The 25,582-nt window shown below is 73.0% G+C and carries 19 protein-coding genes; 14 read left to right on the top strand and 5 right to left on the bottom strand.

Annotation, left to right across the window (positions count from 1 at the left end; genetic code table 11):
- The first annotated feature begins 13 nt into the window (after window positions 1–13).
- Complete coding sequence (locus tag MHO01S_RS03890) at window positions 14–697, top strand: hypothetical protein (protein ID WP_231735098.1); 684 nt, start codon at window positions 14–16, stop codon at window positions 695–697.
- Between the two features lie 33 nt (window positions 698–730).
- Here MHO01S_RS03890 and MHO01S_RS03885 read toward each other — a convergent pair whose 3' ends face one another.
- The 3 genes from MHO01S_RS03885 to MHO01S_RS03875 form a co-directional block, all read right to left on the bottom strand.
- Window positions 731–1,909, bottom strand: coding sequence for an AI-2E family transporter (locus tag MHO01S_RS03885; protein ID WP_060959785.1), 1,179 nt, complete (start codon window positions 1,907–1,909; stop codon window positions 731–733).
- 37 nt (window positions 1,910–1,946) lie between these two features.
- Window positions 1,947–3,266: a threonine/serine exporter family protein gene (locus MHO01S_RS03880; protein WP_061781858.1), complete on the bottom strand. Its 1,320-nt coding sequence runs from the start codon at window positions 3,264–3,266 to the stop codon at window positions 1,947–1,949.
- Window positions 3,267–3,540: 274 nt separating this feature from the next.
- Window positions 3,541–4,587: an ATP-dependent DNA ligase gene (locus tag MHO01S_RS03875; RefSeq protein ID WP_060959783.1), complete on the bottom strand. Its 1,047-nt coding sequence runs from the start codon at window positions 4,585–4,587 to the stop codon at window positions 3,541–3,543.
- Between the two features lie 114 nt (window positions 4,588–4,701).
- Here MHO01S_RS03875 and MHO01S_RS03870 point away from each other — a divergent pair, with 114 nt between their 5' ends.
- Window positions 4,702–6,441 carry an acyl-CoA dehydrogenase family protein gene (locus MHO01S_RS03870; protein WP_061781857.1) on the top strand — a complete coding sequence of 580 codons (1,740 nt, stop codon included), beginning with the start codon at window positions 4,702–4,704 and terminating at the stop codon, window positions 6,439–6,441.
- A 1,041-nt stretch (window positions 6,442–7,482) separates the two neighbouring features.
- Here MHO01S_RS03870 and MHO01S_RS03865 read toward each other — a convergent pair.
- Window positions 7,483–8,160, bottom strand: a complete 678-nt coding sequence (locus MHO01S_RS03865; RefSeq protein WP_061781856.1) for a TetR/AcrR family transcriptional regulator — start codon at window positions 8,158–8,160, stop codon at window positions 7,483–7,485.
- Window positions 8,161–8,247: 87 nt separating this feature from the next.
- Here MHO01S_RS03865 and MHO01S_RS03860 point away from each other — a divergent pair, with 87 nt between their 5' ends.
- The 3 genes from MHO01S_RS03860 (at window position 8,248) to sucD (ending at window position 12,067) form a co-directional block, all read left to right on the top strand.
- The gene (locus tag MHO01S_RS03860; RefSeq protein ID WP_061781855.1) at window positions 8,248–9,807 is read left to right on the top strand and encodes an FAD-dependent oxidoreductase; all 1,560 of its coding nucleotides are present in this window, start codon (window positions 8,248–8,250) and stop codon (window positions 9,805–9,807) included.
- Window positions 9,808–9,957: 150 nt separating this feature from the next.
- A complete protein-coding gene (gene sucC, locus MHO01S_RS03855; protein ID WP_060960723.1) occupies window positions 9,958–11,136 on the top strand; it encodes an ADP-forming succinate--CoA ligase subunit beta in 1,179 nt (392 codons plus the stop codon).
- Between the two features lie 28 nt (window positions 11,137–11,164).
- On the top strand, window positions 11,165–12,067 hold the full coding sequence (sucD, locus tag MHO01S_RS03850) for a succinate--CoA ligase subunit alpha (protein ID WP_060960724.1): 903 nt from the start codon (window positions 11,165–11,167) through the stop codon (window positions 12,065–12,067).
- Window positions 12,068–12,221: 154 nt separating this feature from the next.
- Here sucD and MHO01S_RS03845 read toward each other — a convergent pair whose 3' ends face one another.
- Window positions 12,222–13,676 carry an NCS2 family permease gene (locus tag MHO01S_RS03845; RefSeq protein ID WP_060960725.1) on the bottom strand — a complete coding sequence of 485 codons (1,455 nt, stop codon included), beginning with the start codon at window positions 13,674–13,676 and terminating at the stop codon, window positions 12,222–12,224.
- A 95-nt stretch (window positions 13,677–13,771) separates the two neighbouring features.
- Here MHO01S_RS03845 and MHO01S_RS03840 point away from each other — a divergent pair, with 95 nt between their 5' ends.
- From MHO01S_RS03840 to MHO01S_RS03800, 9 genes are all read left to right on the top strand, one after another.
- Window positions 13,772–15,025, top strand: a complete 1,254-nt coding sequence (locus MHO01S_RS03840; RefSeq protein ID WP_061781854.1) for a cell division protein PerM — start codon at window positions 13,772–13,774, stop codon at window positions 15,023–15,025.
- 4 nt (window positions 15,026–15,029) lie between these two features.
- The gene (gene purN / locus MHO01S_RS03835; protein WP_061781853.1) at window positions 15,030–15,623 is read left to right on the top strand and encodes a phosphoribosylglycinamide formyltransferase; all 594 of its coding nucleotides are present in this window, start codon (window positions 15,030–15,032) and stop codon (window positions 15,621–15,623) included.
- Window positions 15,624–15,663: 40 nt separating this feature from the next.
- Window positions 15,664–17,274, top strand: a complete 1,611-nt coding sequence (gene purH, locus MHO01S_RS03830) for a bifunctional phosphoribosylaminoimidazolecarboxamide formyltransferase/IMP cyclohydrolase (protein ID WP_061781852.1) — start codon at window positions 15,664–15,666, stop codon at window positions 17,272–17,274.
- 100 nt (window positions 17,275–17,374) lie between these two features.
- A complete protein-coding gene (locus MHO01S_RS03825) occupies window positions 17,375–18,778 on the top strand; it encodes an MFS transporter (protein ID WP_167626501.1) in 1,404 nt (467 codons plus the stop codon).
- A gap of 129 nt (window positions 18,779–18,907) precedes the next feature.
- On the top strand, window positions 18,908–19,525 hold the full coding sequence (locus tag MHO01S_RS03820; protein ID WP_061781850.1) for a DUF3885 domain-containing protein: 618 nt from the start codon (window positions 18,908–18,910) through the stop codon (window positions 19,523–19,525).
- 148 nt (window positions 19,526–19,673) lie between these two features.
- Complete coding sequence (locus MHO01S_RS03815) at window positions 19,674–21,749, top strand: adenylate/guanylate cyclase domain-containing protein (RefSeq protein WP_060960729.1); 2,076 nt, start codon at window positions 19,674–19,676, stop codon at window positions 21,747–21,749.
- Window positions 21,746–23,158, top strand: coding sequence for a mechanosensitive ion channel domain-containing protein (locus MHO01S_RS03810; RefSeq protein WP_060960730.1), 1,413 nt, complete (start codon window positions 21,746–21,748; stop codon window positions 23,156–23,158). The genes MHO01S_RS03815 and MHO01S_RS03810 overlap by 4 nt, the downstream gene beginning before the upstream one ends.
- Window positions 23,159–23,253: 95 nt before the next feature.
- The gene (locus MHO01S_RS03805) at window positions 23,254–24,774 is read left to right on the top strand and encodes a DNA-3-methyladenine glycosylase 2 family protein (protein WP_061781849.1); all 1,521 of its coding nucleotides are present in this window, start codon (window positions 23,254–23,256) and stop codon (window positions 24,772–24,774) included.
- On the top strand, window positions 24,771–25,274 hold the full coding sequence (locus tag MHO01S_RS03800; protein ID WP_061781848.1) for a methylated-DNA--[protein]-cysteine S-methyltransferase: 504 nt from the start codon (window positions 24,771–24,773) through the stop codon (window positions 25,272–25,274). The genes MHO01S_RS03805 and MHO01S_RS03800 overlap by 4 nt, the downstream gene beginning before the upstream one ends.
- Window positions 25,275–25,582: the final 308 nt, after the last annotated feature.

The following is a 25,582-nucleotide window of genomic DNA, read 5'->3' as shown; positions in this document are numbered from 1 at the left end:
CGATGCTGGAGGGGTGCGACCCGCTCGGCTCCGTCCCCTGCCCGCGCGTCCGCGCTCCGTGGCCGCGGGACTGGCGATCGTCGTGGTCGCGGCATCCCTCGTCGGATGCGCGGCGGACTGGAGCTCGCCGCATCCCTCTCCCACGCTCGTCGCCGCGGCGCAGCCCGGGTTCCTGCCCGCCACGCCGCTCGCGCCCGCCGCGACCATGACGCCGAGCCCGGGATCGTGGCTCGGCGCCCACCCGTCGCGGGGGTACCGCGTGGTGCTGCTGACGATGGGCGACGAGGCGGGCACCGCCACGATGGCCGAGGCCGTGCGCACCTGGGCGCGGGAGGTCGGGGCAGACTTTCGCGAGGTGCGGGCGGGAACCGATCCGATCCCCGCGATCTCCGAGGCGATCGGGATGCATCCCGATGTGATCATGTCGGCGGGCGACGCGCTGGTCGACCCGCTCGCGATCGTGACGGCCAGCCACCTCGATCAGCCGTTCCTCGTGCTCGGCGGCGAGCTGGCGGAGCCGACGGAGAACGTGCTCGCCGTGGACTGGGCGGGTGCGGGCTTCCGGGGAGAGGACCTCGGTCAGGCCGCGCATCACGACCCGGCCAGCTTCACCCCCGAACGCTGCCGCGACGCGGTCGACGCGGGTGTCGCGGCGCTGCTGAGCGGCCAGAACGGCGTCGTCGTCTGGATCCCCTGAGCGCGGGACGGACCGGCGCGGGACGGACCGGCGTCAGCGCGCCGCTTCGGCGGCCCTCGCCTCTCCGCGGTGCGGACGCGCCCAGCGCGCGGGCGTGTGCGGCCCGTCCCACACCTGCACGATGCCCCACGCGACCGCGGTGAGCGGCACCGCGAGGACGGCGCCGACGATGCCGCCGAGCACGGTGCCGGCGGTCAACGCGACCAGGATCACGAACGCGTGCAGGTGCATCGACCGCCCCATCAGCACGGGTTGCAGCAGGTTGCCCTCCAGCTGGTTGACCAGGACGACCACGCCGACGACCAGGAGCGCGACGAGCCAGCCGTTCGCGACGAGCGCGACGAGGGCCGCCAGGATGCCGGCGAGCGTCGCCCCGACGATCGGGATGAACGCGAGCAGGAAGACCAGCACGGCCAGCGGCAGCGCGAGCGGTACCTGGAGGATGAGCAGGCCGATGAGGATGCCGATGGCATCCACCGCCGCCACGGTCGCCGTGCCGCGCACGTAGGAGCCGAGCACCGTGACCGTCTTGTCCCCGACGCGCAGCGCGCGCTCGTAGGACTCGCCGCGGAAGGGACGCAGCAGGAACGCCCACATCTGCGGGCCGTCCTTGAGGAAGAAGAACAGCATCACGACCATGAGCACGAGTCCCGTGATGAAGTTGGCGACCGCGCTGACGCCCGCCAGCGCCCCGCTGCCGAACTGCGCGCTCGTGACGAAATCGGTGAGCGTCGCGATCCACTCGTCGATCTGGGCGCGGTCGATCTGGAAGGGCAGCGTGTTCGCCCACGCCAAGAGGTCGGAGAACCCGCCCTGTGCCTGCGTAGCCAGCTCGTCCCACTGATCACGGACGGCCCAGACGATCAGCCAGCCGACCGCCGTCAGCACGACGACGATCGCGAGCAGCGTCAGCAGCGTCGCCACGACGGAAGGGACGCCGCGCCGGCGCAGCCAGCTCATGAGCGGGGCGAAGGCCGACGCGAGGATCAGGGCGATCACGAGGGGGATGGTCACGACCGTCAGCTGGCGGATGCCCCAGATCACCCCCGCGGCGAGGGCGACGACGACCAGGATCTGGGCGGCGCGGATCGCGAGCGCCCCGAACGCGTCGGCCCACAGACTCCACGGCTTGCCGGCCGGGCGCACGGTCACCGCGTCGGCGCCGCGCTGGTCGATGCGGACGGTGCGGGAGGTGTCGCGGAACAGGCCCATGCCTCGACCGTAGACGACGGCGGGCGCGCGCACGACGTCACCGTGCCGGCAGTGACCACTCCCGTTCGGTCAGCACCCGGGCGACCGTGAGGCCGATGGCGAGCGCCACCACCACGAACACCGCGGTGGTCGCGTTCTGGATCGCCGCGACCGTGTCACCGCCGATGACACCCGCGATGGAGCGGTACGCGGCCGCGCCCGGCACCATGATCAGCACGGCCGGCACGGTGAGGGTCACCCGGGCGGCACGCAGGCGCTCGCCGAACAGGTAGGCCCCCAGGCCCACCGCGAGGGCTGCGGCCGCCGCCGCGACGGCCGGGTTCACGTGCGCGTCGACGAGCGCCAGCCGCCCGACGTTCGCGACGGCGCCGAGGCTGGCCGCGACCAATGCGATCGCCCACGGCGTCGAGAAGAGCAGCGCGAAGCCGAGGACGCCGACGAAGCCCGCCGCGAGGCGCACGAGCGAGAGGAGCGGCTCGGCGAACTCGGGAGTCGCCACCTGGGTCACCGTCGCATCGAACAGCGTCGCGACGCCCCACACCGCCGTTCCGGTGGCGAGGAGGATCAGTACGGCGTACGTGACGCGGGCGATGCCGGCGTTGAGGTCCAGGCGGGCAAGATCCAGGGCGCCGGTGACGAGCGGGAAGCCCGGCACGAGGTAGAGCACCGCGCTGGTCAGGGCCGCGTCGTGCTGACCGCCCGGCACGCCCGCGGCCACGAAGACCTGTGCGACGGCCAGATAGACGAGCAGGGCCGTCATCGCCGAGGCGAACACCAGCAGGAACTCATTGGTGCGCAGGCGGTGGATGAGCATGCGCACCCACTGACCGGCGGCGGCGGCGATGCCCACCGCGACGAACTCCTGCCAGCCGCCGTTGTTGAGCAGGGCGAACGCGGCGCAGGCGAACGCGGCCGCGAGCACGCGGGTGAGCTCCGCGTAGCGTCGCGGCATCCGTTCGATCCGGCGCAGCTCGTCCTGCAGACCGGACGGGGTGGTGCCGGGCGTCAGCCGCGCCGTCAGCTGCTTGAGGGCGGTCATGCGGTCGGCGTCGACCGCGGGACGCGGCACCTCGGCGACCCGGGTGCGGAAGAGCTGGCCGCGGCCGGTGGTGAGCACGATGTCGGTCATGCCGACGCGGCAGTGCACGTCGTCGATCCCGAGCGCCGCCGCCGCGCGCACCATGCTGTCGCGCACGCGGGCCGACGATGCGCCCGCACCGAGCATGAGGGTGCCCAGGCGCAGCACCGCGTCGGTGCGCGCGATGAACTGCACCGGTTCGAGCGCGAGCTCCTGCGTCGGCGTCGGCTCCGGCGCGGGCGCGGGCGCGTCCGGCTCGTCGGAAGGGGCGGGGACCATGGTCCGATCCTCGCATCGTCGCCGTGCCGCGGCGAGGGGGACGGGCCGGGAGAACGGGCCGCGATTTTCACGGTCGCCGACGGATGAGCGCGGGCGCGAGCGCGCGTATCGTCGGCATCACGGAGGAGGGGAGAGCGTCCCTCACCAGCCGCACCATCGGATCGCATGTCCGGCCGCCGGGACCCGGCGCCGATGCGGGCGACGTGCGGAAGAGCCGGATCCGGCCCGTGCGGTGCTGCGCGGGCCGGATCCGAGCGCCGCCGTCCGCGCGTCCTCAGGCGAGGACGTCGGCGAGGTCGTACGCGCTCACCTGCTCCAGTTGCGCGAAGGTGCACGATCGCGGGTCGCGGTCGGGTCGCCACCGATCGAACTGCACCGTGTGCCGGAAGCGCGCCCCCTCCAGCTGGTCGTAGCGCACCTCGAGCACGCGTTCGGGGCGCAGCCGCACGAAGGAGGTGTCCTTCGTCGCCGAGAAGCGCGAGCGCTCGGTCTCTCCGGTCACCGCCGCGCCCTCGGCATCCGTGACGACGAGCGGTGCCAGCTCGTCGACGAGCTCGCGGCGCCGAGCGTCGCTGAACGCGGACGCGCCGCCCACGTTGCGCAGGGTGCCGGTCTCGTCGTACAGCCCCAGCAGCAGCGAGCCCACGCCCTCGCCGCTCTTGTGGATGCGGTAGCCCACGAGCACGACGTCGGCGGTGCGGGCGTGCTTGATCTTGAACATCGTCCGCTTGCCGGGTGCATACGCACCCGCGAGCGGCTTGGCCACCACGCCGTCCAGGCCCGCACCCTCGTAGCGGGCGAGCCACTGCGTCGCGAGGTCGTGATCGGCCGTGGTCCGGGTGAGGTGCAGGGGCGCGGGAACGCCGGCCAGCAGGTGCTCCAGCTCCGCGCGGCGCGTCGAGAACGGCTCGTCCCGCAGATCGCGGTCGCCGCGCGCGAGCAGGTCGAAGGCGATGAACATCGCGGGAGTCTCGGCGCTCAGCAGCGCGACGCGCGAGGCGGCCGGGTGGATGCGCTGCGACAGTGCGTCCCACGACAGGCGGCGCGACCCGTCGGATGCGGTGAGGGCGACGACGATCTCGCCGTCGACCAGGCACGGCTCGGGAAGCAGTTCGGCGCAGGCGGCGACGAGCTCGGGGAAGTAGCGCGTGAGCGGCTTCGCGCCGCGCGAGCCGATCTCGACCTCGGTGCCGTCCCAGGAGATGAGGGCGCGGAAGCCATCCCATTTCGGCTCGAACGCCAGGCCACCGGGCGTCTTGGTCGGGTCGGGGACGGCCGCGACGGCCTTCGCGAGCATCGGGGCGGGGATCTCGTAGGGCATGGTCCCCATCCTGTCCCTCGGCGGGCGCGGACGACAGAGGCCTCGCGATGACACTCAGTATCACCTAATATGGTTCGCAGTCTCACTGAGTATCGCCCGAACCGAGGAGCCCCCATGGCCGCCGACTACCAGGCCCCCACCGCCGACTACGCCTTCCTCTTCGGTGAGGCGTTCGGCGTCGACATCGTCGCGCGCGCCACCGGCGAGGAGCTGACCGCGGAGGACGGCGCCGACATCGTGGCGGGCGCCGGGGAGTTCGCGGCATCCGTGCTCGCCCCGCTGCAGACGGTCGGCGACCGCGAGGGCGCACGCCTCGTCGACGGCCAGGTCCGGCTGCCCGACGGCTTCGCCCAGGCCTACGCCGCGTTCGTCGAGGCGGGATGGGTCAGCGCGGAGGCGCCGGCCTCGGCGGGGGGCGACGGGCTCCCGGGAGCGGTGCGCGCGGGCCTCGGCGAGATCTGGAACGCGTCGAACGCGGCCTTCGCGCTCTGCTGGCTGCTGACCGCGGGGCAGATCCACGCCCTGGATGCCGCGGCCTCCGACGAACTCCGCGAGACGTACCTGACCAAGCTGGTGTCGGGGCAATGGACTGGCACGATGAACCTCACCGAGCCGGCCGCCGGCACCGACCTGGGGGCGATCCGCACGACGGCGACCCCGCGCGGCGACGGCACGTATGCGATCCGCGGGCAGAAGATCTTCATCACCTGGGGCGACCACGACGTGGCCGAGAACATCGTGCACCTCGTGCTGGCGCGCACCCCCGGCGCTCCGGAGGGCGCGAAGGGACTGTCGCTGTTCGTCGCCCCCAAGTACCTCGTCGACGCCGACGGATCGCTCGGTGCCCGCAACGCCGTCACGACCGTCGCGGTCGAGCACAAGCTCGGCATCCACGGCAGCCCGACGTGCGTGCTCTCCTACGAGGACGCCAGCGGCTATCTCGTCGGCGAGGTCGGCGGCGGGCTCGCGGGCATGTTCGTCATGATGAACTCCGCACGCATCGCCATGGGGTTCCAGGCGACCGGGATCGCAGACCGCGCCCTGCAGCAGGCGCGCGCATATGCCGCAGACCGCATACAGGGGCGCGTGCTGGGACGCGACGGGGCCGCGCCCATCGCCGAGCACCCCGACGTACGGCGGCTGCTGCTGTCGATGCGCAGTCAGGTGTTCGCGATGCGCGCCCTCGGCGTGTACGTCGCCGACCTCTTCGACCGCGCCGAGCAGACCGAGGATGCCGACGTGCTCGCGATGGCCGAGTTCTTCGTGCCGATCCTGAAGGGCTGGTCGACCGAGGATGCCGTGGCCCTCACCAGCGACGCGATCCAGGTGCACGGCGGCATGGGCTTCATCGAGGAGACGGGCGTCGCGCAGCACTACCGCGATGCCCGGATCATGCCGATCTACGAGGGCACGACCGCGATCCAGTCGAACGACCTCATCGGCCGCAAGGTCATCCGCAACCAGGGCGCTACGGCGGCCGCGCTGTTCGCTGACATCGAGCGGACGGTCGACGCCCTGCGGGCCGCCGGCGGCGACGTCGCGGCGCGCACGGCCGACCGTCTCGAGCGGGCCGTGGATGCCGCCCGTCGCGCCACCGCGGCGATGGTCGCGTTCGGCTCCTCGCCGCGGGACGCCCACGCCGTCAGCGTGCCGTACCTCATGCTCCTCGGCGTGCTGGCCGGCGGGTGGATGCACGCGCTGGCCGTCGTGGCCGTCGCGGCCCACGAGGGGGCGGACGAGGGTGCGGACGAGGCGGATGCCGCCCGGCTGACGGCCGCCGACTTCTACGGCGCACACCACCTGCCGCGCGTGCACGCGCTCGCCGAGACGGTCGCCTCCGGCGAGACCGCCTGACCCGCCGCCCGCCCGCCGCGCCCCCGGCCGTTGAGCGAGCGCAGCGAGTCGAAACGCGCCGCGCCTGCGGCCCCGCGCCGGCGTCCCGCGCCGCGTCCTGCGCCGCAACTGCAAGGCCTGCCGCGCGACACGCCGCACGGGGTGCCGCGATGACGGCGCGCCGTGCGCGAGCCCTTGCAGTTCGGGCGGGCCGCTGCGTGCCCCCCGGTCGTTGAGCGAGCGCAGCGAGTCGAAACGCCCCGCACCTGCGGCATCCCACGCCGTAACTGCAAGGCCCACCGCGCGACACGCCGCTCGGGATGTCGCGATCACGGCGCGCCGCGCGGGAGCCCTTGCAGTTCGGGCGGGCCGCTGCGTGCCCCCCCGGTCGTTGAGCGAGCGCAGCGAGTCGAACCGCCCCGCGCCTGCGGCATCCCGCGCCCGCACCCCCGCCGCCGGCACCCCGCGCCGCACCTGCAAGGCCCGCCGGGCGACACGCCGCACGGGGTGCCGCGATCACGGCGCGCCGCGCGCGAGTCCTTGCAGTTCGGGCGGGCCGCCGCGTGCCCCCCGGTCGTTGAGCGAGCGCAGCGAGTCGAAACGCCCCGCACCTGCCGCGTCCCGAGCCGGCGCATCCCGCATCCCGCGCCACCACCCCCGGCATCCCGCGCCCGAACCCACCCCGGCATCCGCGCCGCAACTACAAGGTCTGCCGTGCGACACGCCGCTCGGGAGGCCGCGATCACGGCGCGCCGCGCGGGAGCCCTTGCAGTTCGGGCGGGCCGCTGTGCCGCCCCCCCGGTCGTTGAGCGAGCGCAGCGAGTCGAAACGCCCCGCGCCTGCGGCATCCCGCGCCACCCCGGTCGTTGAGCGAGCGCAGCGAGTCGAAACGCCCCGCGCCCCGTCATCCCGCGCAGCCAAAGCGCCCCCGCCGCAACTGCAAGGCCTGCCGCGCGACACGCCGCTCGGGGTGCCGCGATCGCGGCGCGCCGCGCGCGAGCCCTTGCAGTTCGGGCGTGCGGGCGGGCGGGCGGGCAGGCAGCGCAGGCAGGCGGCGCGCGGTCAGAGCTCGTCGCGCAGACGCCGGACGACCTCGGCCATCGGCATCCGGCGGGGGAACGTCGCGACGACCACGTCGTCGCTCTGCGCCCGCTCGCCGTCGGGATGCACGCCGAAGCGGTGCATGAGCTCGTCGTAGGCGTCGGTGAGGACCGACTCGGGGATGTCTTCGGTGCCGCGCAGGAGCCGGCGCAGAACGTGGTTGTGGACCGCCGTGACGGCCGCCGAGAACGCGACCGCGTCGATCGGGTCGAGGCCGGGCAGGGCCGAGCGCAGGTAGTCGTCGAACAGTCGCTCGTACTGGAAGACGGTCACGATCTCCCGATCGCGCAGCGCCGGCACCTGGCGGACGACCGCGTAGCGGCGACGCGCGAGCTCCGGCTCGGCCGCGAAGTGACGGAACACCTCGACCGAGGCGGCGCACGCGGCGGCCCACGGGTTCGTGCCGGCGCCGTGCGTGCCGGTCGCGAGCGACGCGCGCAGGTGCGCGAGGAGGACGTCGTGGTCGCTGAAGACGACGTCGTCCTTGCCTCCGAACTGGCGGAAGAACGTCGAGCGGGAGACCCCCGCGGCCTGCGCGATCTGCTCCACCGACGTCGCCTCGAACCCCTGCGCGACGAAGAGGTCCAGCGCAGCGGCGACGACGGCGTTGCGAGCGGAGGTGGGACTTGCGTCGGTCATGCCCGTGAGCCTAACGCGCCCCCGCCGCTCGCACGTGCGCTGTCAAGCGGGTTGCCCGCGGGCGTCGCGGAGGATTGCGTGGGCACCATGGAATCGCTGTGGCGTCGTGACGCCGACCCCGTCCCCACGACCGCGGGTGCGCCCCGCGCCGCCGACGTCGTGATCGTCGGGGCGGGGCTGACCGGCCTCGTGACCGCCCTGCTGCTGCGCCGAGCCGGGCGCAGCGTGACGGTGGTGGATGCTGCCGGACCCGGCGCCCTGGCCAGCGGGGGCAACACCGGCAAGCTGTCGCTGCTGCAGGGGAGCGTGCTGTCCCGCCTGCGCGCCCATCATCCGGCCGGTCTGGCACGCGCGTACGTCGACGCGAACCGCGAGGGCGCCGCGTGGATCATCGCGTTCGCCGACGCCGAAGGCGTCCCGTACACGCGTCGCACGGCGTACTCCTACGCGCAGGGACGCGCCGGCGCGGCGATCGTCGCCGACGAGGCCGCCGCGGCCGTCGACGCCGGGCTCGCCGTGCGGCGGGGACGTCCGCCCGCGGGGGAGGCGGTGCCGTTTCCGCTGGTGGATGCCGTCGCTCTCGACGACCAGGTCGCGATCGATCCGTATGCGCTCGTGCGCGCGCTGACGGTGCGCCTGCTCGCGGAGGGCGGGGCGGTGCACACCGGCATCCGTGCCACCGGGGTGCGTGTGTTCCCGCAGGCGCGGGTGCTGACGGATGCCGGCGACATCGCGGCCGGGCACATCGTGCTGGCCACGGGCACGCCGATCGTCGACCGCGGCCTCACGTTCGCCAAGACCCGCGGGCTGCGCAGCTACGCCGTCGCGTTCGCGGTGCCCGGCGAGGTCCCCGACGGCCTGTACCTGTCGGTCGACGGTCCGACCCGCTCGCTCCGATCGGTGACCGCCTCCGACGGTCCCGCCGGTGCGCGGCTAGTGGTGGGCGGCGAGGGGCACCCGGTCGGGCGGGAGCCGTCGGAGAGCGCGGCCGTCGGCGAGCTGGTCTCGTGGACCCGCGCGCACTTCCCCGGCGCGGAGCCCGTCACGTGGTGGTCGGCCCAGGACTACGAGTCCCACAATCTGATCCCCTTCATCGGGCATCTGCCCCGCGGGGGCGGTCGCGTCTCGTTCGCGACCGGCTACGGCAAATGGGGGCTCGCGCTCGCGCCGGCCGCCGCGCTGCGGCTCGCCGCGGAGATCACGGACGTCCCGTGGCGGGAGCGCTCGCCCTGGATGCGGACCTTCGGCACGCGGCTGACGGTGCCCGCCGACCTTGTTCGCGGCGGACGGGAGAACGCCGAGGTCGCGCGACTCGCGGCATCCGGCTGGATCGACGCCGAACGACGCTCCGCGCCCGTGCCGCGCCCGCCCGAGGGCCAGGGCGTCGTCACCTCCCGCGGCGGCGTTCCCGTCGGTGTCTCGACGGTGCGCGGCCGCACCCGCGCGGTGCGCGCGGTCTGTCCCCACCTCGGCGGCGTCCTGACGTGGAACGACGCGGACTGCACGTGGGACTGCCCGCTGCACGCCTCGCGCTTCACCCCCGACGGCACGCGGATCGAGGGGCCGGCCGTGACCGATCTGCCGACCGAACCGCGCCGGTCGCGACGCCGCGCCGACGGCGATCGCGGGCACCTGCGAGAGGAGTGACGCGGGCTCCGCGCGGTCGGAGCTCTTCGGCGCGTCGACTAAGCTGGGGGATCGGTCGATCTCTCGATATCGAGATTGTTTCGGCACTTTTGTTCCGATACCGAGAACCCTTCGGCACGACACCCACTGACGCCCAGCGAAGGATTGCACGTGGATCTGTACGAGTACCAGGCACGAGACCTGTTCGAGAAGTACGAGGTGCCGGTGCTCCCCGGCATCATCGCCGACACTCCTGAGGAGGCGAAGGCGGCGGCCGAGAAGCTCGGCGGCGTCGTGGTCGTCAAGGCTCAGGTCAAGACCGGAGGCCGCGGCAAGGCCGGCGGCGTCAAGGTCGCGAAGACCCCCGACGACGCGTACGAAGCCGCCGAGGCCATCCTGGGCCTGGACATCAAGGGCCACGTCGTCAAGCGCGTGATGGTCGCCGCGGGCGCCCAGATCGAGAAGGAGTTCTACTTCTCGGTGCTGCTGGACCGCGCCAACCGCTCGTACCTGAGCCTGTGCTCGGTCGAGGGCGGTATGGAGATCGAGCAGCTCGCCGTCGAGAAGCCCGAGGCCCTCGCCAAGGTCGAGGTCGACCCGCTGACCGGCATCGACGCCGCGAAGGCGCTCGAGATCGCCAAGGCCGGCGGCTTCGACGACGAGCTGGCGCCGAAGGTCGCCGACGTCTTCGTCAAGCTCTACGACGTGTACACCGGTGAGGGTGCCACCCTGGTCGAGGTGAACCCGCTCATCCAGGATGCCGCGGGCAACATCATCGCCCTCGACGGCAAGGTGTCGCTCGACGACAACGCCACCGAGGTGCGCCACCCCGAGCACGAGGAGCTCGAGGACAAGGACGCGGCCGACCCGCTCGAGGCGAAGGCCAAGGCCTCCGGCCTCAACTACGTCAAGCTCGACGGCCAGGTCGGCATCATCGGCAACGGCGCGGGCCTGGTCATGTCGACCCTCGACGTCGTCGCCTACGCCGGCGAGAACCACGGCGGCGTGAAGCCCGCCAACTTCCTCGACATCGGCGGCGGCGCCTCGGCGACCGTCATGGCCGCGGGCCTGGACGTCATCCTCGGCGACCCGCAGGTGAAGTCGGTGTTCGTCAACGTCTTCGGCGGCATCACCTCGTGCGTGGCCGTCGCGGAGGGCATCGTCAAGGCGCTCGAGATCCTCGGCGACGCGGCCACCAAGCCGCTGGTCGTCCGCCTCGACGGCAACCAGGTCGAGGAGGGCCGCGCCATCCTCGCCGCCGCGAACAACCCGCTCGTGACCCTCGCCGCGGGCATGGATGAGGGCGCCGACAAGGCCGCCGAGCTGGCCGACGCCACCGCCACCGCCTGAGCGCCGACGAGAACAGGACTGCAGAGAAATGTCTATCTACCTCAACAAGGACTCCAAGGTCATCGTCCAGGGCATCACCGGCGGTGAGGGCACCAAGCACACCGCGCTGATGCTGAAGGCGGGCACCAACGTCGTCGGCGGCGTCAACGCGCGCAAGGCCGGAACGACCGTCTCGCACGTCGACAAGGACGGCAACACCGTCGAGCTGCCCGTCTTCGCGTCGGTCGCCGAGGCCATCGCCGCCACCGGCGCCGACGTGTCGATCGCGTTCGTGCCGCCGGCGTTCACGAAGGACGCGATGGTCGAGGCCATCGACACCGAGATCCCGCTCCTCGTCGTCATCACCGAGGGCGTCCCCGTCGGCGACACCGCCGAGGCGTGGGCGTACGCCAAGAGCAAGGGCAACAAGACCCGCATCATCGGTCCGAACTGCCCCGGCATCATCACGCCCGGCGAGGCGCTCGTGGGCATCACGCCAGCGAACATCACGGGCAAGGGCCCCATCGGCCTCGTGTCGAAGTCGGGCACCCTGACCTACCAGATGATGTTCGAGCTGCGCGACCTGGGCTTCTCCACGGCCATCGGCATCGGCGGCGACCCCATCATCGGCACGACGCACATCGACGCGCTCGCCGCGTTCGAGGCCGACCCCGAGACCAAGGCGATCGTCATGATCGGCGAGATCGGCGGCGACGCCGAGGAGCGCGCGGCCGAGTTCATCAAGGCGAACGTCACCAAGCCGGTCGTCGGCTACGTCGCGGGCTTCACGGCTCCCGAGGGCAAGACGATGGGCCACGCCGGCGCGATCGTCTCCGGCTCGGCGGGCACCGCGCAGGCCAAGAAGGAGGCCCTCGAGGCCGCCGGCGTCAAGGTCGGCAAGACGCCGTCCGAGACCGCCGCCCTCATGCGGGAGATCATCGAGACGCTCTGACGCCTCGCGTAGGACAAGGGGGTGGATGCCGCAGCATCCACCCCCTTCTCCATCTCCATCCCCGCGAGCCGCTATTCCGCGTGCGACCCGCCACGCGGCGGCCCGCCCGCGCGATAGCGGGTCGCCCGGGGCGTAGCGGCTCGAGAGGGAGGGGTCAGGTCAGGAGGAGCTCGATGGGGCCGCGGGCGAAGTAGATCAGGAAGCCGGCGGCGACCACCCACAGCAGGGGGCTGATCTGCCGCGCCTTGCCGGAGAGCGAACGCACGACCACCCAGCTGATGAAGCCCGCGCCGATGCCGTTGGCGATCGAGTACGTCATCGGCATGACCGACACCGTCAGGAACACCGGCAGCAGCACGCTGAAGTCGCTGAGGTCGATGTGCTTGACCTGCGCCATCATCATCGCGCCGACGATCACGAGGGCCGCGGCGGCGACCTCGGTCGGCACGATCGAGGTGAGGGGCGTGAAGAACATCGCCAGCAGGAACACGAGCCCGGTGACGACGTTGGCGAGGCCCGTGCGGGCGCCCTCGCCGATGCCGGACCCCGACTCGATGAACACCGTGGCCGACGATGAGGAGGTCGCGCCTCCCACGACGGCGCCGACGCCCTCCACGACCAGCGCGGACTTGATGCGTGGGAAGTCGCCCTTCTCGTCGGCGAGCCCGGCCTCCTTCGCGAGTCCGGTCATCGTGCCCATCGCGTCGAAGAAGTTCGAGAACACCAGCGTGAACACGAGCATGACGAGGGCCACGACGCCGACCTTGCCGACGTCGAATCCGAAGTCGACCGCACCCAGGAGGCTCAGATCGGGAACGCTCACCGGCGATCCGGTCAGCGCCGGGATCGTCAGACCCCAGCCGCCGGGGTGATCCGTCGCCGAGCCGAGGTGCCAGATCGCCTCGATGATCACCGAGACGACCGTCCCGCCCACGAGGCCGATCAGCATCCCGCCCTTGACCTTGCGGGCCACCAGCACGCCGGTGGCCAGCAGCGTCAGCACGAACATCAGCGTCGGCACCGACGCGACCGAGCCGCCGATGCCGAGTCCGACGGGCGGGGAGTTCGAGCCCGTCGCCGTGACGAAGCCCGAGTTGACGAACCCGATGAACGCGATGAACAGGCCGATCGCGACCGTGATCGCGAGCTTCAGCTGCACCGGGACGGCGTCGAAGATGAGCTTTCGCAGCCCCGTCGCCGCCAGCAGCACGATGATGACGCCGTTGATCATCACGAGGGCCATCGCCTCGGGCCACGTCACCTCGTGGATGACGCTGAAGGCGAGGAACGCGTTGATGCCGAGCCCGGCCGCGAACGCGAACGGCAGCCGGGTGATGAGGCCGAAGAGGATCGTCATGACGCCGGCGGTCAGCGCCGTGGCGGCCCCCACGGCGGAGAACGCGAGCTCGTTGCCGGCGATGTCGGCCTTGCCCGACAGGATGATCGGATTCAGGATGACGATGTACGCCATCGTCACGAAGGTGACCAGTCCGCCGCGGATCTCACCGCCGATCGTGGAGCCTCGTCGGGTGATCTCGAAGAAGCGGTCGAGTGCGCCGGTGGGCTCGGCGGGGGTGGGGCGGGCGGCGGACGAGGGTGTAGCGGGCATGGATCCTCCATCCAGAACCGTAGTGGATGCCGCCGCCCCGGCATCCCGCGCGTCCACCCGACGCACATGGTCGGGGTGGGTAGGGTCGAACGCGCATGAACCGCCTGCTCGTCCTCCTCCTCTCCGCCGTCGATGCCCTCATCGCGGCGGCCGTCGGCGTCGCCGTCGTCTTGGCGCCCCTCACCGTCTTCTGGGTCGTGGGGCTCGGCGGGACGGCGGACTGGGGCGCACTGTGGCCCGCGGCCGTGCGCATCTGGCAGCTGGGCCACTTCGTCCCGCTGCACGTCGTGCTGGGAGACGAGTACCTCGTCGCGGCCGGCATCCCCGCCCAGGCGGCGACCTTCGTCGTCTCCCTCGCCCCGCTCGCGCTCGCGACCTTCACCGCCGTGTTCGCGGCGCGCTCGGGCATCCGGGCGGCGCGCTCCGGGTCGTGGCCCGTCGGCGTCGCCGCGGGATCGGGGGTCACCCTGCTGCTGGCGGCCGCGCTGTGGGCGACCTCGCGCACCCCGGTCGCGGCGGTCTACGGCTGGCAGGCGCTCCTGCTGCCGACGCTGGTCTTCGCCGTCCCCGCACTGCTCGGCGCCCTCGTCGAGGCGTGGCGCGGCGGCGACGACGGACTCGTGGATGCCGTGCGGGACCGGATCGACGGCGCCGACCCGCGCCGGGGGCATCCGTGGGTCGCCGCCGTCGCGGCATCCGCGCGCGGCACCGGCATCGCGGTGACGGGACTCGTCGCCGTCGGCGCGCTGCTGGTCGCCGTCGCGGCGATCGCGCGCGGCGGTCAGGTCGTCGCGCTGTTCGAGGCGGCCCACGTCGACGCGGTCGGCGGCGGCGTGCTCGCCCTGGGGCAGCTGGCCTATCTGCCCACGCTGATCGTCTGGGGCGCCGCGTTCGCGGCCGGTCCGGGCTTCGCCGTCGGTGCGGGCACCGCGGTCTCGCCGGCCGGCACGACACTGGGCGTGGTGCCCGGCCTGCCCGTGCTGGGTCTGGTCCCGGAGGGCTCGACGCCGTGGCTGTTCGCCCTCGTGCTCCTCGTCGTCGGCATCGGGTTCGTGGCCGGCGCGGCGGCGCGGGCGCGCCTCGCCGCCGACGGGGTCGCCGCCTCCGGCTCCGACTCCGCACCGGTGCGGCTGGCGGTGCTGGTCGCCGTGGTCGTCCTCGCCGCCGCCGCAGCGGCCCTGCTCGCGGCCTGCGCCTCGGGGGCGATCGGCCCCGGACGCCTCGACGAGGTCGGTCCCGCGGCCGGCCCGTTCGCGTTCACGGTGGGCGTCGAAGTCGCGGTCGGCGCCGCCATCGCGCTGTTCTCGCCGGCCCGCTCCCGAGAGGCCGCCGTCGCGCCGGTAGACTGACCGGGTGCTGACGGTCGCCGTTCTCATCTCGGGCACCGGCTCCAATCTCCGGGCCCTCCTCGAGGCCGCCGCCGACCCCGATTTCCCCGCGCGCGTCGTCGTGGTGGGGGCGGACCGCCAGGCCGACGGCTTCGCCCACGCGGAGGCTTTCGGCATCCCCACCTTCCTCGTGCCCTTCCGCGAGTTCGAGACCCGCGAGCACTGGGGGGAGGAGCTCGATCGTCAGCTCCGCGTCTGGAACCCCGACCTCGTGGTGCTCAGCGGACTGATGCGGCTGCTTCCGGCCGCCGTCGTCGACGCGTGGTCGCCGCGGCTCATCAACACGCATCCCGCCTTCCTGCCGGAGTTCCCGGGGGCACACGGCGTGCGCGACGCGCTCGCGGCCGGCGTCGCGCAGACCGGCGCCAGCGTCATCGTCGTCGACAACGGCGTGGACACGGGCCCGATCCTCGCGCAGGAGCGCGTCGCCGTCCTGCCCGACGACACCGAGCACACGCTCCACGAGCGCATCAAGCCGGTCGAGCGGCGGCTGCTCATCGATGTCGTCCGCGCCATCGCCCGCGGGGAGCTCGAGCTCTCCGCGGTCCCCTCGTCCTGACAGATCCGAACCCGATCCACACCGAACACTGGAGCCCTGCATGGCCGGTCCTGCCGTCGATCCCGCCCTCTACCGATCCCGTGACCTCGTCCCCGTGCGGCGCGCGCTCATCTCCGTGAGCGACAAGACCGGTCTGCTGCCGCTGGCCCAGGCGCTGGATGCCGCCGGCGTCGAGATCGTGTCGACCGGCGGATCGGCTGCGCTGCTGCGCGACGCCGGCATCGCGGTCAAGGACGTGGCGGAGGTCACCGGGTTCCCGGAGTCGCTCGGCGGCCGCGTGAAGACGCTCCACCCGAGCGTGCACGCGGGGCTGCTGGCCGACCTCCGCCTCGAAGACCACGAGGAGCAGCTGGGAGCCCTCGGCATCCTGCCCTTCGAGCTCGTCGTCGTGAACCTCTACCCGTTCGTGGAGACGGTCGCCTCGGGCGCCGTCGGCGACGCCGTCGTCGAGCAGATCGACATCGGCGGCCCGGCGATGGTGCGCGCCTCTGCCAAGAACTACGCCAACGTCGCGATCGCCGTCTCGCCCGAGTCGTATCCTGCGATCGTCGAGGCGCTGGATGCCGGCGGCACCTCGCTCGCGCAGCGGCGGGAGCTCGCCGCGCGCGCGTTCGCCCACACGGCGGCCTACGACCGGGCGGTGGCGACGTGGTTCGCCGAGGAGACCCTCGAGGCCGAGGGCGAGCTGCCGCAGCACCTGACCATCAAGGCCGAGCGCCTGGCGACCCTGCGCTACGGGGAGAACTCGCACCAGCGCGCCGCGATCTACACGCGTGCCGGTGCCCACGGCATCGCGCAGGCGGAGCAGCTGCAGGGCAAGGAGATGTCGTACAACAACTACGTCGACGCCGATGCGGCGCTGCGTGCCGCGTTCGACATGGTCAAGCCCGCCGTCGCGATCATCAAGCACGCCAACCCGTGCGGCATCGCGGTGGCGGCGCCCAACGCGCTGGATCCCATCGCGTCGGCGCACCTGCGCGCCCACGAGTGCGACCCGGTCTCGGCGTTCGGCGGCGTGATCGCGGCCAACCGCACGGTCACGCTGAAGATGGCGGAGAACCTGCGCGACATCTTCACCGAGGTGATCGTCGCCCCCGACTTCGAGCCCGAGGCGCTGGAGGTCTTCAAGCTCAAGAAGAACCTGCGCGTGCTGCGCCTGCCGGCCGACTGGCGCCAGGAGCCCATGGACGTCCGGCTGCTGTCGGGCGGACTGCTGCTGCAGGACGCGGACCGCTTCCCGGACGACATCGAGTCGGTCGCGAAGAACTGGGAGCTCGTCTCCGGTGAGCGTCCCGACAGCCCCGAGGAGATGGAGAACCTCATCTTCGCGTGGAAGGCCTGCCGCGCCGTGAAGTCGAACGCCATCGTGCTGGCCCAGGGCCTCGCGACGGTCGGCATCGGCATGGGCCAGGTCAACCGGGTCGACTCGTGCCGCCTGGCCGTCGAGCGCGCCGGCGACCGCGCGGCCGGCTCGGTCGCCGCATCCGACGCGTTCTTCCCGTTCGCCGACGGTCCGCAGGTGCTCATCGACGCCGGCATCCGCACCATCGTGCAGCCGGGCGGCTCGGTGCGCGACCAGGAAGTGGTCGACGCGGCTCGGGCGGCCGGGGTGACGATGTTCTTCACGGGGGAGCGCCACTTCTTCCACTGAGCGGCGCCGCCTCCGTCTGCCGGCACCGCCTGCCGACGCGGCTCCGAATCGATCGGATCCGTTCTCGCGATTCGCGCCGCGTCCGGCCACCATGGGTGTCATGGAAGACGTCGGGGCGCACGTCCGCGAGGGGCGGAGCCCGTCCGCGCGCGAAGCGCGGCGCGTGCTCGCGACCGTCTGCGGAGCGCTCGCGCTCATCTCGATCGACGTCACCGTGCTGCACGTCGCCGCCCCGACCATCGCTCGCGAGCTGCACGCGGACGACGCGGAGCTGCTGTGGATCATCGATGCCTTCCCGTTCGTGATCGCACCGCTGCTGCTGTCGGCCGGCGTGCTCAGCGATCGGTACGGGCGTCGACTGTTCCTGATGGCCGGGATGAGCGTGTTCATCCTCGGCTCCGCTCTCGGGGCTTTCGCGTGGACGCCCGCCGCGCTCATCGCGGCGCGCGTGGTCATGGCCGTCGGCGCCGCCGCGGTGCTTCCGCCCACGATGTCGCTGCTGCGCGTCGCCTATCCGGATCGGGAGCGGCGGGTGCGTGCCGTGGCGATCTGGTCGATGTCCTCGGCGGCCGCCGCCGCGGCGGGGCCCGTCATCGGCGGGTTCATCGTCGAGCACAGCTGGTGGGGTGGGGTGTTCCTCATCAACGTGCCGCTCGGCGGCCTCGTCGTCATCGCGGCCGCCGTCTGGGTGACGGAGTCGCGATCCGACCGCCCGGGCAGCGCCGACCTGGGCAGCCAGGGCCTCGCGATCGCCGCGGTGCTGACGGCGGCCGTCGCCGCGAACAGCCTGGCCGAGCATCACGTCGAGGTCTTCATCGGCGGGATGCTGGTCGCGGTCGCGTCGGGGTGGACCTTCGTCGCCCGACAGCGACGGCTCCGACGCCGCGGCGAGCAGCCCATGCTCGACGTCGCGCTGTTTCGCAACACGGCTTTCTCCGCGGGTCTCGCCGCCATCGCCGTGGCGATGTTCGCCCTCGTCGGGCTGGAGCTGCAGTTCGCCCGCTACCTGCAGCTCGAACGCGGGCTCACGCCGTTGCACGCCGCCGTCGCCCTCGTGCCGCTGGCGCTGGCGACCATCGTCGGCGCGTTCCTCTCGCCGCGGGTCCTCCGGCGATGGGGACATCGCACGGCCCTCACCGCCACCTTTGTCCTCGCCGGCGGGGCGTTGGCAGCGCTGGCGCTCTGGGGTGAACCCCTCGACCTCGCCGTGTTCGCGGTGTCGACGGCGCTGGCCGGGCTCAGCATCGAGATCTCCGCCGTCGCCGCCAACGACCTCATCATCTCCTCCGCCGGCGTGCACGAGGTCGGTGGAGCCGCCGCACTGGAGGAGATCTCGTACGATCTCGGCGGCGGGTTCGGAACCGCCCTTCTCGGCGCCGTCGCCCTGACCGGTGCCAGCGCATCCGACGGCTTCCACACCGCCGTGATGACCTCCGCCGTGCTCCTGATCGGCGCCGGCATCGGCGCGGCCGGGGTGCTGCGTCGCCCGCGCACGACCCCGTGAGCCCGCGCGGGGCGACGGGGGCGGCACGCGCCGGGCGCGTCGGACTCGTCCGGTGGCAGGATGGAGGCCCGCGGCGCGTCGGGTGCGCGTCATGCACGCGTGTGCGGGCGGGCGAGGAGGGGCGGGGCGATGATCATCGACAGACCGACGGGCAGCTTCGACGGCGCCGACGACGCGAGCGAGCTGTCGTCCTTGACCGCGACGTGGGGTGACCTCTGGGCAGACGCCGAGCCCGCCGGGGATGCGCTCCGACGCGCGTATCCCGATCGCTGGATTCGTTTCCACACCCTGCCGGACGGCGCGCGGCCGGCGGCCGACGAGGACGATCGCGCGGAAGTGCGTCGTCGGCAGCAGGAGGTGCTCTCGTACCTCCTGCGCGGGGAGCCCTCCGCCGGCCTGGTCGCGATCGTCGAGGACTGGGGCGCGCCCGACGCGGCGGCCGGGTGGAGCGCGGCGGCACTGCCGGCGCGACGGGCCTGGCGGCGGGGGCTGCCCCCCGATCCCACGACGGGCGACACGGTCGGCTTCTTCTGGGCCGACACCGCTGTGCGCCGTGACCGCGCGGACCTGCTGCTCGAGCTCGCGGCGACGGGTGACGCCCATGTCGTGATCGCGATGCCGCACCTCGCGTGGCTGCTCGCGCCGTACGACGGCGGGATGGATGTGTTCCTGATCGACCCGCAGCGGCGGGAGTCGCTTCGGGCGTACGGTGCCCGGTGGCTCTCGCCCCGACCGGACGGCTTGTGACGCCGCGGTCTCGCCGGTGGCCGGCGCCGTCGCGGCGGCGCCGTGGCCGGCCGCTAGAGTGAGGGAACTTGGGGAGGGAATGCGCATGTCGGGTGCGAGCGTGGGACATGTCGGAGATCGGGAACGGCGCCCGCGCAGGCGGCTGAGCGTGCAGTCGCGTCTGCTGATCATGCTGTTGGCGGTGGGCATCGTCTCGGCCGGCGTGGTCGGCACGATCGGCTACATCAGTGGCCGCGACTCCCTCCAGGACGCGATCATCGACAAGCTGACCGCCGCGCGCGAGCTGCGCGCCGGTGAGGTCTCCGCGCTGATCGGCGAGATCCAGCGAGAGGCGTCGCTCGCGACCGACAACTCCAGTGCCCGCGAGGCGTCGATCGCCCTGAACGCGGGGTGGGCGGCGCTGGCGTCCGCGACGGTGACGCCGGCGGAGCGCGCGGCCGTGGAGGACTACTACCGCGGCTCCTTCCTCCCGGGGCTGGAGAAGCGGACGGGCGAGCAGTACACGGATGCCGCGTTCGTCCCGGACAGTGCCGCGGGCGCCTACCTGCAGTACTGGTACACGCGGCAGGGCGGCGGGTCCTCGGCATCCCTCGAGTTGAAGGATCCGGGCGACGGCAGCGCCTACAGCGCGGCGCACGCATCCGCGCAGGGCTACTTCGCGAATCTCGTCGAGACGGTCGGCTACCAGGATGTGCTGGTGATGAACCTCGACGCGGACGTGGTCTTCAGCACGTACAACACTCCCGCGCTCGGGACGAGCCTCGACGAGGGCCCGTTCCGCGACAGCAGACTCGCCGAGGGCTACCGGAAGGCGATGGCGACCAACTCGGTCGACACCGTCGTGACGACGGACATCGAGTCGTGGGCCCCGGCGCAGGGCGCGGCGACGATGTGGGTCGTCTCTCCCATCGGCGACGAGTCCGGTGTCACCGGGGCGATGGCCCTGCAGATCCCCGTGTCGTGGATCAACGACGTCACCACCGGGTACCAGCAGTGGACGACCCAGGGTCTGGGCGACACCGGCGAGGTGTACCTCGCCGGCACGGACGGCCTTATGCGGTCGAACTCGCGAGAGCTGATCGCCTCGCCGACGACGTACGCCCAGGGGGTGATCGAGAACGGGACCTCCGCCGCGGATGCCGAGCGCATCGTCGAGGTCGGCGACTCGACGATCCTGCAGAGCGTGGACCAGGAGCCCGTGCGCCGCGCGCTGGCGGGGCAGTCGGGAACGATGATCGCGGGGCAGTACATCGGCGCGGAGAGCATCACCGCCTACGGGCCGGCGAACATCGAAGGACTCGACTGGGTCGTGGTGGCTCGGATGGAGACGTCCGAAGCGTTCGCGCCGGTCGCCGACTTCACCCGCACGCTGCTGCTGTCGGTGCTGGGGCTGACTCTCTTCATCAGTGTGCTGTCGCTGCTGCTCTCGCAGGCGTTCACCGCGCCGCTGCGCCGGCTCGCGGAGGCGGTTCGCCGCGTGGCCGGTGGCGACTACGGTGTGCGGGTGGCGGTCGGCGGGGCCGACGAGATGGGCGAGCTGTCGCGCGATTTCAACGAGATGGCCGCGGGCCTGCAGATCAAGCAGGATCTCATCGACCGCCAGCGCGAGGAGAACGAGCGGCTCCTGCGCACCCTCATGCCGGACAGTCTCGCGGCGCGCTACCGCGAGGGCGAGCAGACGATCGCGGAGCAGCACGAGGACGTGGCCGTCGTGTATGCGGAGTTGATGGGTGTCGACGACTTCTCCCGCGCGCTCGACGGTCAGCAGGAGACCCACGCGCTCAACGAACTCATGCGTGGCTTCGAGGAGGCGGCGGAGCGCGTCGGCGTGGAGTCGGTGCGCACCCTTCGCGGCGGCTACCTCGCCAGCTGCGGGTTGACGATCCCGCGCGTGGACAACGCGCGTCGGGCCGTCGAGTTCGCCCTCGAGATGCACACGCACGTCCGACGGTTCAACGAGCGCACCGGATCGCGTCTGGAGCTTCGCGCCGGTGTCGACACCGGCGCGGTGACGAGCGGCCTCGTCGCCCGTTCGAGCCTCGCCTACGACCTCTGGGGCGACGCCGTCGACCTCGCCAGCCGCGTCCGACGCGCCGTGGATGCGCCGGGTGTGTACGTCAGCGACGCGGTGCACGACCGGGTGCACGGCCTCTGGGAGTTCACCGAGGTGGGTGCCGTGGACGCCTCCGGGCGTACGAGCGCGGTCTGGCGGGTCACGGAATGATCCCCGTGCTCGCCGAGGGGTGGGTGTGGTGGGCCGCCGCGCTCGCCGTCGGCGTTCCGCTGGTCCTCGTGGCGCTCACCGAGATCATCGGCGTGCTCCGCCGGCGTCGGAACCCGGCCGTGCGGCCGTTGCTCCTCCTGCGCAACGCGGTCGTCCCGGTGGCGGCACTCGTCGCCCTGCTCGCGTTCGCGACACGGTCGGATCAGGACCTCATCTGGGTGAGGATCGTCGGCACGCTCCTCGGCTTCCTGCTGATCCTGCTCCTGCTGAGCGGTCTCAACGTCGCCCTCTTCTCGTCCGCGCGCGAAGGCACCTGGCGGGAGCGCGTGCCGACGATCTTCGTGGAGATCGTGCGGCTCGTGCTCGTCGTGGTCGGACTCGCGATCCTCTTCCAGGTCGTCTGGAACGCCGACATCGAGGGCTTGATCGCGACCCTGGGCGTCACGTCCATCATCGTGGGCCTCGCCCTGCAGAACGCCGCCGGGGGCATCGTCTCGGGCCTGCTGGTGCTGTTCGAGCAGCCGTTCAAGCTCGGCGACTGGATCGACACCGGCGGGGCGGCGGGCCGGGTGGTCGAAGTCAACTGGCGTGCTCTTCACATCGACACCGGCTCGGGACTCCAGGTGATCCCCAACGCGACGCTCGCCGGGGCGTCCTTTCGCAATCTGAGTCGACCGGCCGGGCCGTTCACCGTCGTCGTCCCCGTCGTGTTCGCGCCAGGCGATGCGCCGCACGAGGTGGCGGCGCTGCTGCGCAGTACCGCCGACGATCTGCCGATGAGGCTGGCGGAGGTCCCCTCCGGCGTGCAGTACGGCGGCGCCGGCGCCTACACCGTGGAGATCCCGGTCGCCGCGCCGAGCCAGTCGGACGAGACCGTCGCGGCCTTTCTCGGACGCCTGTGGTACGCCGCACGGCGACATGGACTCGCCCTCGACAAGGTCGCACCCGATACGGCCGCGACCGAGAACCGGCTCCGCACGGTGGTCGACGACGTCGCGCGCGCCCTCCACCTCGATGCGGAGCTGCACGAGGCGGCGCTCAGTGCGTGCCGGGTGGAGCAGTACGCGCCGGGGGAGTACCTGGGTCGTGCGGGGGTCGTGCCGTCCGCGGTGAGCTACCTCGTCGAGGGCGCGGCGCGGCTGACCGCTCCGACGCCGCGCGGCGAGGTCGCCTGCGGCGACCTCCGCGACGGCGAGTTCGTGGGAACCGCCGCGGTGACGCGCGAGCCGGCTCTCGTGACCGCCGTCGCCACGGCATCCACGACGGTGCTCGTGCTGCCCGCCGAGCTCATCGCCCGGATCATCCGCGCCCATCCCGTCTTCGCGTCCGAGCTCGGAGCCGACCTCGAGCTGCGGCGGGCCCAGGCGGCCCGCGCCGCCGGCGGCCGTGCCGGCGTCGCGCCGGCCTGATCCCGCGCGCCCGGCGGCGGGGCGGCCGGCGCGGCCGTCGCTGCCGTGTCCGATTTCCGCGAGCCGGGGGTACGGGGGCGTGTCAGGCTAGTCGCATGAGCCCCGTCGACGCCTCCGCCGCGATGACGTTCGACGAACGCTATCGCGCGATCGACGCGCGGGACGCGCGCTTCGACGGCCAGTTCGTGACGGCGGTGCGCTCGACCGGGATCTACTGCCGTCCGAGCTGCCCGGCGCGCACGCCGAAGGCGGCGAACGTCACCTTCTATCCGACCTCCGCCGCGGCGCACGAGGCCGGATACCGGGCGTGCAAGCGGTGCCTGCCCGAAGCGGCGCCCGGCTCCCCCGAATGGGACCTGCGCGGCGACGTCGCGGGCCGCGCGATGCGGCTGATCGCGGAGGGGATCGTCGAACGGGAGGGGGTGCCCGGGCTCGCGCGCCGGCTCGGCTACTCGCCGCGCCATCTCACCCGGCTGCTGACGGCCGAGCTGGGCGCCGGCCCTCTCGCGCTCGCACGCGCCCAGCGCGCCCACACGGCACGCCTGCTCCTGGTGTCGACGGATCTCGCCGCCGCGGACGTCGCCTTCTCGGCCGGATTCGCGAGCGTGCGCCAGTTCAACGACACCGTCCGGGAGGTCTTCGGGCTGACGCCGAGCGCCCTGCGCGCCCGCCGGCCCACGGCGGCGGCCGGCGTGCCCGCCGCCGGAACGATCGATCTGCTGCTGCCGCATCGCGGCCCGCTCGACGCCTCCGGCCTCTTCGCCTGGATGCGGGCGCGCGCCGTCGACGGCATCGAGACGGCCGGTGCCGACTCGTTCGCGCGCGTACTGCGTCTGGCGGGCGGTCCGGTCTGGTTCGCGATCCGTCTCGACGACGCCGGGAGGGTGCGTCTCAGCGCCCGGCTCACCCACCTCGCCGACCTGCCCGTGCTCGTCGCGCGCGTGCGTCGGCTGTTCGACCTCGACGCCGACCCGCTCGCGGTCGATGCGGCCTTGTCCGCCCATGACGCCATCGCCCCGCTGGTCGAGGCCGTCCCCGGCATCCGCGTGCCGGGCGCCGCAGACCCGCACGAGATGCTCATCCGCGCCATGATCGGCCAGCAGATCTCGGTCGCGGCGGCGCGCACGGCGCTCACCGCGCTCACGGCGGCATTGGGAGAACGCGTCGACGCGCACGACGGCATGGACCGCCTGTTCCCGACGATGGCGGCCATCGCCGAGCACGGCGCCGATGTGCTGCGCGGCCCCGCGGCGCGCATCCGGGCGGTGACCGCGGCCGCGGCCGCGCTGGCCGACGGCACGCTCGAGCTCACGACCGGTGACGATGGCGCCGAGCAACGTGCGGCGCTGCTCGCCCGCCCCGGCATCGGGCCGTGGACCGCCGACTACGTGCGCATGCGCGTGCTCGGCGATCCCGACATCACGCTGCCGGGAGACGTCGCGGTCCGCACGGGCGCCGCAGCCGTCGGCATCCCCTCCGACCCCCGCGGCTACGAGGCCTGGGCGGCGCGGGCCGCCCCCTGGCGCAGCTACCTGACCGCCCACCTGTGGCGGGCGTCGGTTCCCACGGCCGCGCCCGGCCCGGCCCGCACATCCCCCGAACGGAGCACCCCATGACCGCCACCCGCCACAGCGCCACCCTGCAGACGGTCGACACGCCGGACGGCCCGTTCACGCTGCTCGCCGACGACCGCGGCCGCGTACTGGCCAGCGGGTGGACCGCCGAGCCGGCGGACGTGCTGCACCGGCTGGCCTCGCCGCCGAGCGACGTGCGAGAGGGACGGACGGATGCCGCGGCCGCGGTCGCCGCCTATTACGACGGCGACCTCGCGGCCATCGACGAGGTGGCCGTCGCTCAGACCGGCACCGCCCTGCAGCTCGACGGCTGGGCGGCGCTGCGCCGCATCGCCCCGGGCAGCCCGCTCACCTATGCGGAGTTCGCGGCCGCTCTGGGCCGCCCGAGCGCCGTGCGCGCCGCGGCATCCATCTGCGCCCGCAACGCTCCCGCCCTGTTCGTGCCGTGCCACCGCGTGCTGCGCACCGGCGGCGCCCTCGGCGGTTTCGCGTGGGGCCTGGATGTGAAGCGGGCCCTGCTCGCCCGCGAGTCCGCGGCCTGATCGGAAGACCGCCCTTGCGGCGGGGCGAGAGGTCGGCATAGGCTGGAGGGCTGTCGCGCCCCTGTCGCCGCACGGGCGGCGCGCGGTCCCCGTTCACCGACTCCCTGGAGGAAGCCATGTCCACGGCCATCGTCACCACGAAGCCCGCCTTCCTCCGTCCCTCGGCCGTCGCCCCGCGCGCGTTCGAGGCCGCCGGAGTCGGCCGGGGATAACGCGCCGCGCCTCCTCCTTCGGCGGCATCGTCCCGCCGCGCGTTCTCTCCGACAGGGCCCCGTCTCGTCCTGCCGCGCCGCTGTGCGCCCTCCGTC

The organism is Microbacterium hominis NBRC 15708 (assembly GCF_001592125.1).
Classification (GTDB): Bacteria; Actinomycetota; Actinomycetes; order Actinomycetales; family Microbacteriaceae; genus Microbacterium; species Microbacterium hominis.
The sequence above is the reverse complement of the archived record's forward strand: the minus strand, read 5'-3'. Positions and strand labels throughout refer to the sequence as shown.